The 12015-nt window shown below is 63.0% G+C and carries 9 protein-coding genes and 4 pseudogenes; 5 read left to right on the top strand and 8 right to left on the bottom strand.

Annotated features, from left to right (window positions below):
• Positions 1–101: 101 nt before the first annotated feature.
• Positions 102–909, bottom strand: a pseudogene (locus tag ACP69S_RS21410) (IS30 family transposase); the annotation flags it as partial.
• A gap of 324 nt (positions 910–1233) precedes the next feature.
• On the opposite strand from ACP69S_RS21410, the gene ACP69S_RS21405 reads away from it, so the two are divergent.
• Positions 1234–2298 (top strand): TerC family protein, encoded by a 1065-nt coding sequence (locus ACP69S_RS21405; protein WP_426000683.1) that lies wholly within the window; start codon positions 1234–1236, stop codon positions 2296–2298.
• A gap of 206 nt (positions 2299–2504) precedes the next feature.
• Here ACP69S_RS21405 and ACP69S_RS21400 read toward each other — a convergent pair whose 3' ends face one another.
• Complete coding sequence (locus ACP69S_RS21400; protein ID WP_426000682.1) at positions 2505–3161, bottom strand: Fe2+-dependent dioxygenase; 657 nt, start codon at positions 3159–3161, stop codon at positions 2505–2507.
• Between the two features lie 259 nt (positions 3162–3420).
• Here ACP69S_RS21400 and ACP69S_RS21395 point away from each other — a divergent pair, with 259 nt between their 5' ends.
• The gene (locus ACP69S_RS21395; RefSeq protein ID WP_426000680.1) at positions 3421–3741 is read left to right on the top strand and encodes a zf-TFIIB domain-containing protein; all 321 of its coding nucleotides are present in this window, start codon (positions 3421–3423) and stop codon (positions 3739–3741) included.
• Here ACP69S_RS21395 and ACP69S_RS21390 read toward each other — a convergent pair.
• From ACP69S_RS21390 to ACP69S_RS21365, 6 genes and pseudogenes are all read right to left on the bottom strand, one after another.
• Positions 3738–4250 (bottom strand): annotated as a pseudogene (locus ACP69S_RS21390) (integrase core domain-containing protein); the annotation flags it as partial. The gene ACP69S_RS21395 and the pseudogene ACP69S_RS21390 overlap by 4 nt on opposite strands.
• Positions 4251–4730: 480 nt before the next feature.
• Positions 4731–5600 (bottom strand): DUF6671 family protein, encoded by an 870-nt coding sequence (locus tag ACP69S_RS21385; protein WP_426000678.1) that lies wholly within the window; start codon positions 5598–5600, stop codon positions 4731–4733.
• Positions 5600–5932 (bottom strand): hypothetical protein, encoded by a 333-nt coding sequence (locus ACP69S_RS21380; protein ID WP_426000685.1) that lies wholly within the window; start codon positions 5930–5932, stop codon positions 5600–5602. The genes ACP69S_RS21385 and ACP69S_RS21380 overlap by 1 nt, the downstream gene beginning before the upstream one ends.
• Before the next feature lie 113 nt (positions 5933–6045).
• Positions 6046–6504, bottom strand: a pseudogene (locus ACP69S_RS21375) (phosphoadenosine phosphosulfate reductase family protein); the annotation flags it as partial.
• Positions 6505–6507: 3 nt separating this feature from the next.
• Positions 6508–8883, bottom strand: coding sequence for a YbcC family protein (locus tag ACP69S_RS21370; protein ID WP_426000676.1), 2376 nt, complete (start codon positions 8881–8883; stop codon positions 6508–6510).
• Between the two features lie 61 nt (positions 8884–8944).
• Positions 8945–10504 (bottom strand): proton-conducting transporter membrane subunit, encoded by a 1560-nt coding sequence (locus ACP69S_RS21365; protein WP_426000674.1) that lies wholly within the window; start codon positions 10502–10504, stop codon positions 8945–8947.
• A 107-nt stretch (positions 10505–10611) separates the two neighbouring features.
• On the opposite strand from ACP69S_RS21365, the gene ACP69S_RS21360 reads away from it, so the two are divergent.
• The 3 genes and pseudogenes from ACP69S_RS21360 to ACP69S_RS21350 all read left to right on the top strand — a co-directional run.
• Entirely contained in the window at positions 10612–11517 is a 906-nt protein-coding gene (locus ACP69S_RS21360) for a LysR family transcriptional regulator (RefSeq protein ID WP_426000672.1), read from the top strand.
• Between the two features lie 145 nt (positions 11518–11662).
• Positions 11663–11878, top strand: a complete 216-nt coding sequence (locus tag ACP69S_RS21355; RefSeq protein WP_426000670.1) for a helix-turn-helix domain-containing protein — start codon at positions 11663–11665, stop codon at positions 11876–11878.
• A gap of 20 nt (positions 11879–11898) precedes the next feature.
• A pseudogene (locus ACP69S_RS21350) lies at positions 11899–11976 on the top strand (hypothetical protein); the annotation flags it as partial.
• Positions 11977–12015: the final 39 nt, after the last annotated feature.

Raw genomic sequence — 12015 nt, 5'->3', positions numbered from 1 at the left:
GCGCCGCTTTCGCGGCCAAGGGTTTTGGTCTCATCTTCGTTCCTTCGTCACTACGATGAGACCAAAACCCTCCTCTAAACGGAACCCTCAATCTGTCTCAAAGGCGCTGACGGCGGACACTTGCAGAAGTAGCTCTCGATCTCCAGCGAGCGCTTTAAGGTCGCAAAGAAAGCGAACTCCGTGCCGCGATCGAAGGTGATGGATTGCCGCATCGGCGGAGGAAGCGGCTCCAAGCGCTCGGCCAGGCCGGCCATGATGCCTGTCGAGCTGCGGCTCGGGTTCTTGATCATGATCAGGTACCGGCTTCGACGCTCCACCAGCGTCGTGATGTTGTGACGTCCGTATTCCTTGCGGAAAGCGATCAGGTCGCACTCCCAATGGCCGTAGCACTGGCGCTCGCCGATGTGGGCGGGGCGCTGCGCGATGGTGTTCTGCAGCGGGATATTTAGGCCGCGCGGCCGTCGGGCATAGCGCGCGCCGGCGCCGACGCATCCTGGGCAGCAGCTTGTAGAGCTCCGCAGCCCGGCCATCTGGGCCATAGACGTAGCGATAGATGGTTTCGTGGCAGGCATAGGCCTGGGTTTGGCGAGTGGCTTTGAGATGGCCCGCGATCTGTTCTGGCGACCAGGTCTGTTGCAAGCGCTCTGTGACGAAGCGGGCCAGTTCTGGATCACGATGCAGCTTGCCGACACGCCTGCGTCGCGACGAGGCGCGCTCGTCGGCGGCGATGGCAAAGTAGCCGCGCAGCCACGGGCCGTCATCGAACCAATTGCGCCTGATCTCGCGATGTATGGTCGACGGGTGGCGGCCAAGCCGCTCGGAGATAACCCGGACGGGCACCTTGGCGTCACGCCAGCGACAGATCAGGTGGCGTTCTTGAACCGTGATATGATCGTAACGCGATCCCATGTGAAAATCTCCCTGGACCTAAGTCCATAAAAACCCTCATAAATCGCACTTCAAAATAGAATCCGCCCGGCTACAAACATTCCTCTTATAATGAAAATTATCGGAAATTATGCACCGTAGTCGGGTCTGACGCCTTCGTGGTCATGCCGCCGGCTCGGCGGATCACAACTCCAGACCCCCGCCGTCTTGACGCGGCGGGAATAAGGCCTACATGAGCCTGGTTAGGCGGGTCCGGGCCCCTCTGGAGGCCGCGCTTTCGGCTTCGATGTCGGACCCCGAATGGATGGCGCGTCGCCGCGCCCGTTTGTTGCCCCGGGGTGCTGAATGTTCGAGTCTGTTCCGTTTCTGGTCGCCACCTATGCTGGCCAGCCAATCTGGTTGTGGATAGCGTTCCTCGCCTTCATCGGCTTTCTACTGTGGCTCGACCTCGGGGTCGTGAACAAGAAGGACGGCGTGGTTTCGGCGAAGAAGTCCGCCGTGATGTGGGCCTCGTTCGCATCCATCGCCATCCTGTTCGGGGCCTATGTTTATTGGGTCTACGACCCCAATCCCGTCTACTATATGAGCCCGGACAACCTGAACCAGCAGGCGGTACTTCAGTATTTCACCGGATATTTGCTCGAAACTGCCTTGGCGTTCGACAATATATTCGTCATCGGCATTATTTTCACTTTCTTTGCCGTCCCGCGTGAGTATCAGCATCGGGTGCTGTTCTGGGGCATCATGGGCGCCATTGTGTTCCGGGCGATCTTCATCTCTCTGGGCGCAGTGATCGTCAACGAGTTCACGTGGGTCCTGTTCATCTTCGCAGCTTTCCTGATGTTCACGGGCTGGAAGATGATCTTCGGGGGCGATCAGCAGGTTGATCTGCACGAAAACCGGGTTCTGAAGTTCCTCAAGAAGCGACTGCACGTCACCGATACCATCGAGAACCACAATTTTTTTGTGAAGGGACTCGATCCCAAGGGCTCGGGGCGGCAAGTGCTGTTCGCTACCCCGTTGTTCCTGGCCCTCGTCATGGTTGAGGTGGTGGACGTGATCTTCGCGGTCGATTCCGTACCGGCGATCTTCGCGGTCACGAAGGACCCGTTCATCGTCTACACGTCCAACATCTTCGCGATCCTGGGTCTGCGCTCGATGTACTTCATGCTCGCGGAGGCGGTCGCCAGGTTCAGGTATCTAAAATACGGGCTGTCGGCGGTGCTCATGCTGATCGGGGTCAAGATCATCTGGAATTTCGGGCTCTACAAGGCCTGGAAGGACATGACGGGCGAGCCGCTGGTGCCCTATCTCGAGCCGCAATGGTCCCTGCTGGCGACCCTCGCCCTGATCGGCGGCTCCATGATCTATTCCTGGGTCAAGACCCACGATGGGACCGCCAAGCCGTAGCGCCCGGCTGACTGCCCCCGCCCCCGTTCCCCGCCCGGCGCGGGCGGGGAACGGGGGCGGGGGCGGATCCTGCAACGGGGTGCGGCTTCCCCAGGAGCGGTTCGGATGCGGTGCAGGGTCAGGATTGCCCGAACTCAAGCCGGGGCGGTCGTCCGACGTCCGCGACGGGGCCCCCATGGGAACTGCCTGGCTCAGGATGTGCGCATTCAAACCTCACCCCACATGCGCAGCAGGTTCCCGATCGTCTTGTCCAGGATCAGGGCTGAATCGGCTACTGCGGCGTCTCGCAGACGCTCAAGGTCGAACAGCACCTCCCTCTGATCGGACCGCCGGATAAAGCTCTGGACCCAACCGACGCAAGCCAGGCGCTCGCCGGCCGTGACCGGCGCCACCCTGTGCAGATAGCCGGTGGGGTAGAAGACGATACAGCCCGCCTTGGGACGATACTCACGCTCACCCGCCCTGTCCGAGATCAGGAGCGCGCCGCCGACGTAGGTCTCCGGATCGGACAGGAAGAGGGTGAAGCTGACGTCCGTCCTGAACGGCCATCCGTCACCGTCGGACATGACGGCGTTGTCTGCATGGAGGCCATATTCCTGCCCCGCGGCATAGCGCGAGAACGTCAGGTTGGACCAGCGAACGGGGCGGACCAGGCGCCGGACGACTTCGTGGCGTTCGAGGGCCAGCCGGACCCGCTGGCTCAGCGCAATAATGCCAGGATCAGCGCCGTTCGCCTGCTGGTTTCGTTTGACCCTCGAGGCGGCCGCGCCTGCGGTGAGCGCCCCGTCCCTGAACGGCGCACGCGCCAGAATATCGCGGCAGGCGAGCACCGCCTCGCGATCGAGCAAGTCAGCGATTTCCATCAACGGCGCCTCCGATTGGGCGTAAGTCTAGCGGGGGTGACGGCACCCTCCAAAGCTCCTTCGCCTTAGACCATCGTCGGACTGAAGCCATGTTCTTGCGCCAGGCCCGCTCTGACACCATGTCTGCTATGCGAACCGGGCCCCTCTGGCTGCGGCGATCCCAGGGTCGTCGCGGTGATGTCGGACGCAACACGTTCAAACCTGAGGCTGTTTCGCCCGCTGCGGCGTCGCGCCTCTCTTCTTTTGACGGGACCGGCCCATGCCTCTTCTTCTCTGCCCCAATGACAACAGTTCCATGCAGACCGTGGCGCGCGCGGGGGTCCAGTTCGACATGTGTCCCACCTGCCGCGGCGTGTGGCTTGACAGAGGAGAACTCGAACATCTGATGGCCGCAGGCGCTCAGCCGACAGCACCGCCGGCCGGCGCCGTTCCTCCCGCCGCCGCTCCCCGCCCCCAGAGCTGGACCGAAGGTCTCGGTGAACGGGGCGAATATGGCGAGGGCGGAGAGCGGGGCGAATACGGCCAAGGCCACGGTAGTTATCGCAAGAAGCGCGGCTCTATCTTCGATATCTTCGACTAGGTGTATGGTCCCGGAATGAGGTGGTGCGGGTTGATCTTTGAGATTGATCGGTCTTTGGTCCAGGTCTCGCAGATGACCGGGTAGGGCGTTCGCCATCGCAGGTCCTTCAGGTGCTTGATGAAGTTGTAGGCGGTGACGAAGGTCAGGACATGGGCCTCGAAACCTTCCAGTTCTTCGTAGTGGCAGACCCTGACGATGGCGTGCTTGATCGTGCGGTTCCTGCGCTCTGCCTAGGCATTGGTCCGTGGATGGTAAGACTTGATGAGCCGGTGCTCGATGCCGCTACGGCCGAGGATTGGGATGGTGTCCCGCAGGCGGCCCAGCACGTCGTCCAGTGGCAGCATAGTCTTCTGCCGGAAGGCCGCCACGATGGCTTACTCGGCTTGCGTCAGCACCGTGCTCGTCGGCGCCTTCGGCCTCATGGTGCGTGAGCCATCGTGGTTCGTTTTGCGCCATTTGCACACCGTCTTCTGGGCTGGGCAGCAGCTGGCGGCTAGAGCCCTTTCCGACCTGATGGCTTCATCAGGGTCGGGCGAAAAAGGCTATAAATCAGAGGGTTAGAGCATTTTTTGATCCGATAACCGTTTCACACTTATCGGAAAATGCTCTAGGGCCCGGCTACCTGCCTGCGGCGCTTGGAGCTGGGCTCGAATACGCGGCGGCGTCAAACGGGCGCAGCGGTGAAGAACGCTTTTGGGCGAACTACGCCCGACCGGAGACGAATTGACCTTGGACTGACGGCGCCATCAGTTCCTGCACTTCTTCAGGTCGACCTGGCGACACCGCGCCTCGCCGTCCCGTCCACGGAATCGAGCGTCACCAAGGCGTCTTGTGATCCCCCGTTCGGCCTTAGATCGAGGGTCACGTCACCAGGGGCCGCCAATACCCGCGTCACTTGTCGCGTCGCTGGTTCACGCGTGGACGGAGGTCGTGATCCCACCGCACCGTGATTGCGCCAAAACCGCTCAAGCGACGGCAGCGCCCCCGGATCAAGGATTGCAACTCCCGCAGCGTCCAGGATCTGCGGTCACAGCGCTCGTCGCTGGGCGCTCCTGCCGATAGTCGCAAGCTTGGCAGGTCAAGGCCTCCGCGCGGATCACATGGGTTGGCTCACCGCAACATTCGCACGGAAGACCAGGAATGCGTTCGGTGACGTCAAATCCTGGATGGGCGCAGGCCGGGCATTGACTGCGAAACCGGCGCACTAGATCGCTCGCCGCAGTTTCAATCGCCCGCATCCGGGTGGGATTGCGATGGGCGCGCATATCGGCCTCGACGAACGCTGCGCCACATTTGGCGAGTACCTGGCCGATCACTCTTTCCAGCGTGGCAGGATCATCAACGTCCTTGATCAGGGCTAGCCCCGGCGCGGGCTTCTCATCAACGCAGCCCATCACGACTAACCCATGCTCAGGGAATTTCGACCGCGCGGCGAAGGCGATCGCGGCTTCCAAGTCCGAGACGATGGCATGGCCGTAGTTGGTTTCAGGGCTCGCAAAATGGCCCGTCAGTTCGAGACCGCGCTCACGATCGATCAGCACGACAAGTTCACGGCCAAGGGCAAGGAAGGGGATGTAGGGGTGCGGGCCGAAGCTGCCCTCGCTGGCGATCCCTACGCGAGCATAGGGCGCGTATTCGAACCCCGTTGCGATCTTGGCCCTGGCCGCATCGAGCTGGGAGCCGGTCCGTTCGATATCGCGGCTGAATGTGCCAAAGCGGTCGGTATCCAGTCCGATCGCGAGAGCAACCCTGAGACCCAGGCCTTGCTCAAGCACAGGACCAATCACGCGCTCCTTGCAATGCATAGTAGTGAGTACCGCGACCGTATTTTGGTAAGGACGAGCATCGTTCGGCGTCATTATAAATAGCCCTCACGCTTCTTTTGTTCGAGCGAGCCACCATCTTCCCCGTCGCTAATCCGTCCTTGGCGCTCGGACGATGAGGCCCGTAGCGTTTCATCGACGACGGCGGCCAAGTCAGTGGCCTCGGGTTCGACGGCGCCTGTCACCGGCCAACATCCGAGCGTTCGGAAGCGTACGGTCTTGGTCTGGATTTCGTCGCCGGGCCGGAACCGCATACGGCTCTCCTCGTCGACGACGATGAACGCACCGGCCCGTTGCACAACCGGCCGCGGCGCTGCGAAATAGAGCGGCGCCAGCTCAATCTTGTGGAGCAACGCGTAGGCCCAGATATCTGTCTCGGTCCATTTGGAGAGCGGAAAGGCCCTGGCAGTCTGGTCCTTACCCAGCGGGTATTGTAGAGTCGCCAGAGCTCTGGTCGCTGCTGGCGCGGTTCCCAGGCATGGCCGGCACCGCGAACCGACATGATACGCTCCTTGGCGCGCGACTTTTCCTCGTCGCTCCGGGCGCCGCCGAAGATGATGTCGTAGCCGCCAACGTCGAGCGCCGTCCTCAGCGGCTCCGTCCTCGTGACCAGGGTGTAGCGGTCCCCATGATCAAAGGGATTGAGGCCCGCCGCGCGCCCCCCTTCATTTGAATAGGCGATGAGCTCAAAGCCATGCTTCGCCGCGAAGTCGTCCCGGAACTCGATCAGCGACCTGAACTCCCAAGTCGAGTCCACATGCCGCAGTGGGAACGGCGGTTTCGATGGATAGAAGGCTCGCAGCGCCAAGTGCGCCATCACGGTCGAATCCTTGCCCGCCGAGAACAGCATGACGGGGTCGCGTGCTTCGGCGACGGCCTCCCGCAGGATGTGGATGGATTCCGATTCCAGCCAGGACAGGTGAGAGCGGGTAAGTTTCACAGCTCAAACCGCCATCTTCAGAGCCGCCGCCGGATCAGACGCAACAGCCATCGCCGACCATTTGAGATCGCCTGCGTAGCGCCAGGCCATCTGGCCGGTCTCGTCGAGCGCGAAGAGGTGCAGCCAGCGATTGTCGAAGAGCGCGCGAACACCGTCATGCCGCTTCAGGATCTCGGCCATCGCTTCGCGCGGGGCTTCGATGCAGACGGACAGACGCAGGGGCTCGTGGACGTATTGCGTTCCGTTATGAACCGATTGCCAGGGCAGCCCGACGCGCATCAGGCCGCCGTTGCCCTCAACGACGCCGATGCCGCCGGTGACGTTGTGCAGGAGCTTGTTGCCGGCGCCGAAGACTGCCGGTGCCACGGTCGATCCGTAATACTGCAGGCTGATCCAGCTCGCGACGACCACAGGCGCGGTCAGGATCAATTCGAGAACGCCAAAGTCGTTGTCGGCCTTCCAATCATAGTCATGCAGGAATGCGCGCCCTTCGAGGGTCTTACCCGCCGTACGCCCACGTGGGGCTGCGATAAACGCCTTGCAGCCTGCCAGCCCCCATTCCGGCCGCACCTCAGCCCAGTCGCGGCTGCGCCTGGCAAGGCTCTCCCCCGCCCCCCGAGGCAAACGCAAGGCCCGCTCGCCCCGCGCGACATTGCCCGCGGCTGCGAGCCAGGCCCTCGCGGCGCTTAGGTCAGGCTCATGGGAAATGGACGGGAGGTCCTCGGCATAGAGCGTGACCGCGTCCGTCGTCGTGTCGTGCAAGGCCCCGACGAAAAGGGTGTCGTCCGGAATCTCGATTCCCTCAAGAACCAGACCCCTGCGCACCTCCGCGTCGTTCAGCAGTGCAGCCAGCAGCCGCGCATTTACGTCACCCGGATAGCCGCCACATGCGCCGCAATGCAGTCCGCTGGCATGGGGGTTGTTGACGACGTTTGCGCCGTGCCCGGCCAACAGCACGAGCCTTGCGAAGTTGGTCGTCAGCGACATGGCCCGCAGCACCGTTCCGGCCGCTTTAGTTCGAGAGTCGCGGTCGAGAGCGGGATCAAGACGGGGCGCAGGATCGTTGGGCGCCCGATTGCTATGCAGTCCTAAAGCATCGCCCACAAGCTTGCCGACATAGATTGGTCCCGTCGCCTCGACGAAGGCGAAGGACGACACGGCGGCCAGCTTGAACCGACCCCAGGCCCGCTTGGCGCGGGCCTTGAACCGCGCAGACTGATCTGCTGCAGCGTTCTCCGACCTGCCCGAGCAGGAGGTAAGGCCGGGGTTCAGCAAGACAGGCAGCCGCAGTTCCTGAACGTCGGAGGCAAATCGCCGATGTGAGGCTGTCAGGCCGAAGAAGCCGGCGAACCCCAGCGTCTGAATATTTGGATTGACCGATTCCAGCGCCCGCCGGAACACCTCGGATCGGACATCGATGCAGAACGCAGCCTGGAGCAGAGGTCGACCCCCCGTCGCGACTCTCCCCGGCGCTGCGAGCGTTTCAGCCAAGGCCCGTTGCGCCGCGCGTTCAGACGCTTCCTGCAGGATGGCGTCCACGACATGGTCAGCTGTCGGTGCGACGGGGGTCGAATGCGAAGCGATGACAGCCTTCCAACGGGCTGCGATCTGGTCCTCATACCGGTCGAACAGGGCCGCTTCCCAGATCAGGCGGATGGCCAGAAAGTCGGTGATCGTCGCGTCCGCACCGCAGCCGAGTTCTGCCTGCCAAAGCCGATAGCGGGCATATTGCGCCCAGCCGCCGAGCGTCATCAGCATCTGGTGGAAGTAGGTTTCCAGAGCCTCGGCTGGGAGCGCGAGCCGGCTCACCGCGCCTGCAACTGCGTCTGGCGCACTTTCCGGGGCCTCCGAGACGCGGGTCGCAAAGCCTCCAAGGCCGACAATTTCGGGCGTCAGATCGTGGGTCGCGACGGCGCGCCAGGCAGCGTAGGCGCCTTTCCCGCGCGGTGCGGCCCAGAGCGCCTGTCCTTCGTCGAAGTATCCTGCCGCCCAGGCGCCGAAGCGCTCGGAAATTAGCCCCGGCCAGTCAATCCCGGATACCTCAGCCGCGAGGTCCGCGATGGTCGGCGCTGCGCAGATCTTCGGCTTCGAGACCTGCGCGATGGACTTTAGAGCCGCGAGATCTGATGGGCGCAGCGATGATGGCCCACCTGCTAGAGCATCCGCCAGATCGGTGTCGGTAATGACTCCGCTGGCGATCCGCTCTTGGAACCAGCTTCGCGGCATAGTCACCGTGACGCCCGCCACCCGTGCCAGGCGGGCGCCGACCGTCGCGAGGCTTTCATCAGCTTGGCCGAGGAACGGATTGACCGCGACGCTCGACGCTAGCGGCCAGAGCGGTGGGATCGCCCGCGCGGCGCGATCGGCGGCGACGTCCAACTGCAGGACATCTCGACAGCTCGAAGTTTCTGCATTCGTCATTTTTCGTCCTCCGAGCTGATCAAGTTGCGTTGCGTAGCCGCCAGCCGCGCAGCAGCCGGTCGAACACCGCATTGGCGTAGAAGCCGTTGGAGAGATGCACGCGCAGGCCTGCGGCGGCTGGGTGGTAGGCCCAGAGCGGGAACATCGCCTGGACGACCGCCACGAGGCCGAAACTGACGACCGCGAGGCCGATCAGCGCCCATTGCAGCGGACCTGGCGCCGGCGCGGCCGGCAGCACGTCGGAGGTCAGCCAGACGGCGAAGACCTGAAGCGCGAAATAGCTGACGGAGGTGGCGATTGCGTAGCCGATGGTGCGCTGGGTCAACGCCCTGGGCGCGGCGTCCGCCAAGCCTTGGGCCAGCATGTAGGCGACGCCGAAGATCAGGATGGCGCCTAGCGCGATGGCTTGAGGCGACTTGTGTTGGAAGCTGAACCCCAGGCCAACAACCGCATAGATAACTAGCGCCAGGAGGAAAGCGCGCCCGACCGCGCCGGCCTTGGGAATGGCCACGGGACCGGGCCTGCGGTTGGCGGCGATCAAGTCCACCGCGCCGCCGGAGGCCAGGAAGGAGTGAGCCTTGTAGAGCGAATGGGCCACAATGTGCAGCAAGGCCAGCGGGAAGAGCCCCAGCCCGCACTCCAGGATCATGAAGCCCATCTGGCCGACCGTCGACCAAGCCAATGAGGTCTTCACCGCCGGCTGCGTCAGCATCACCAGTCCGGCGAATAGCGCGGTAAAGCCACCGATCAGGACAAGGAACGCCAAGACGGCGGGGGCCAGCAACATCACGTCTGCGAAGCGAATCAGCAGAAACCCGCCGGCGTTGATGACGCCGGCATGTAGGAGCGCCGAGACGGGCGTTGGGGTTTCCATCACCTCGGTCAGCCAGCCATGCATCGGAAACTGCGCGGACTTCAATAGTGCCGCGGCCGCCAAAAGGGCCGCGGCGCCGATCGCGAGACCGCCGCCGTTTCCGCTGCGGGCTGCACTCAAGATGGCCGCGATATCGGTTGTGCCATAGCCGAGCGCCATCAGCACAGCGCCGCTGATCAGCGCCGCGTCGCCCAGCCGCGCGGTCACAAGTTTCTTGGCGGCCGCACGCCGCGCCGCGATCCGGTCCGGATAGAACAGCAGTAGCCGGTGCAGAAAGAAGCTCGTCGCGACCCAGGCCAGGACGAGCTGGACCAGGTTGCCCGACAGCACCAGCAGGAGCACCGAAGCCAGCGTCATACAGAGCCAGCCGGTGAACGCACCTTGCCGCGCCTCCCCGTCCAGATAGGTCGCGGAGTAACGCACCACGACCCAGCCGATGAACGAAACCAGAAGGAACATCACGGCGCTGACGGCATCAAGCCGGATAGACAGACCAAAGCCACCCAGCCCGGTAAGGCGGCTATCCGCCGGCCCGTGCATGATGAGGACGACGGCAGAGATCACGCCGACGGCCAGAGCAAGTAGCGCTGAGGCTTCGGCGATCCGAGACATGACGCGGTCCAGGCGCCCGCGGCTGATAACGCCGAAGACACCGATCAGAAGCAGCGCTGCGGGCGCCAGCAAGGGCAAGAGATCGATTGGCAATGAAGTTCCCTTAACGCGTTTTGCGGATCGCAAGCGGGAGGTAGCTGGTTCGGTGTGGCCCGGAAAATTCATTGTTTCGGTGGTTTCGTTCTGTTTTATAGAACGATATGGCCAACCTGAACTTCAACCACCTGCGCTATTTCTGGGCTGTCGCGCATGAGGGCAGCCTGACCCGGGCGGCTGAACGGCTGAGTCTCTCGCAGTCGGCACTTTCGGTGCAGGTACAGAAGCTCGAACACCAGATGGGCCACCCGCTGTTCGACCGCGTCGGCAAGCGGCTCGTCCTGACCGAGGCCGGCCAGATTGCGCTCGATTATGCCGACACCGTCTTCCAGGCCGGCGCCGAGCTGATGAGCACCCTCGAGGGTAGGCCTCTGGCCAATCGACAGGTTCTGCGAGTCGGCGCGCTCACGACCCTGTCGCGCAACTTCCAGCTGGAGTTCCTGCGGCCTCTGGTCGGCCGCGCGGACGTGGAGCTGATCGTGCGCTCCGGCACGACCCGCGACCTGCTCACACAACTTCAAGCCCACGCCATCGATGTGGTTCTCTCCAACAGCGCCGCGCAACGCGACGCCCGCGCGCCCTTCCGCAATCACCTGCTCAACCAGCAGCCCGTAAGCCTGGTCGGCCGGCCGAGGCCCGACAAACCCCTGTTTCACTTTCCTGAGGATCTACGCAGCGAGCCCATTTTGCTTCCAAGCTTGGACAGCGACATAAGGGTCGGCTTCGACCGCCTGCTCGATCTGGCAGGCATTCGCCCCATCATCCTGGCCGAAGTCGATGACATGGCGATGCTGCGCCTCCTCGCCCGCGAGCGCGAAGGCGTGACGCTCGTTCCGCCTATCGTTGTACGCGACGAGTTGGAATCCGGGGTCCTGGTCGAGCATTGCCGGATCCCGCAACTCACCGAGAGCTTCTACGCGATCATCCAGAACCGCCGGTTTCCCAACCAGCTGCTGGGAGACCTATTGACCAGATACGCCCGACCCGACCGCTTTGCTTTGGTCGATTAAGCAGCCGCGTTTTCGGCGATCACGTGCCCTGGTAGCCACCGTTCCGGCCCCTCCGCAGAATTTCAGATCAGGCGGCGCTGAATTTCGCGGCCAGAGTCACTTCCCTGGGCTCTCTTCCCAACTTATCCTGCAAGCGCATCACATAATGGATGGTTATGGAATGGCGCGCCGCTTGGTGAGCCTAGACATTGAGCTGCTGCGAGCGTTCATCGCTGTTGTTGAAACCGGTAGTTTTACGAAGGCGTCCGCCCTCCCGGGACGGACACAACCGGCCATTAGCCTACAGATTCAGCGCCTGGAAGACCAACTCCGCGCGCCGTTGATTGATCGCGCTGGAAAGGTCGCCAGCAATGACGATTGAGGGCGCCGGCCTTTTGCCGCTGTACGTCGTCAGAAGTTTTGAGACAGCCGGGTCGCGGATTTAGCGGAGGGTTGGCCTCATCTGGGGTTGATATCTAGGCGGCGATTTTGCGGTGCTGCAAGCGCCGATGTTCGAGG

Origin of the sequence: Caulobacter sp. DWR1-3-2b1 (genome assembly GCF_049895765.1) — a bacterium.
In the GTDB taxonomy this organism is placed as follows: domain Bacteria; phylum Pseudomonadota; class Alphaproteobacteria; order Caulobacterales; family Caulobacteraceae; genus Caulobacter.
The sequence above is the reverse complement of the archived record's forward strand: the minus strand, read 5'-3'. Positions and strand labels throughout refer to the sequence as shown.

Bases quoted from the DNA above. Each gene is read 5' to 3' on its own strand.
- ACP69S_RS21355 (WP_426000670.1), top strand. From the start codon at position 11,663: ATGGATGGTTATGGAATGGCGCGCCGCTTGGTGAGCCTAGACATTGAG.
- ACP69S_RS21360 (WP_426000672.1), top strand. From the start codon at position 10,612: ATGGCCAACCTGAACTTCAACCACCTGCGCTATTTCTGGGCTGTCGCG.
- ACP69S_RS21405 (WP_426000683.1), top strand. From the start codon at position 1,234: ATGTTCGAGTCTGTTCCGTTTCTGGTCGCCACCTATGCTGGCCAGCCA.
- ACP69S_RS21385 (WP_426000678.1), bottom strand. From the start codon at position 5,600: ATGACGCCGAACGATGCTCGTCCTTACCAAAATACGGTCGCGGTACTC.
- ACP69S_RS21395 (WP_426000680.1), top strand. From the start codon at position 3,421: ATGCCTCTTCTTCTCTGCCCCAATGACAACAGTTCCATGCAGACCGTG.
- ACP69S_RS21400 (WP_426000682.1), bottom strand. From the start codon at position 3,161: ATGGAAATCGCTGACTTGCTCGATCGCGAGGCGGTGCTCGCCTGCCGC.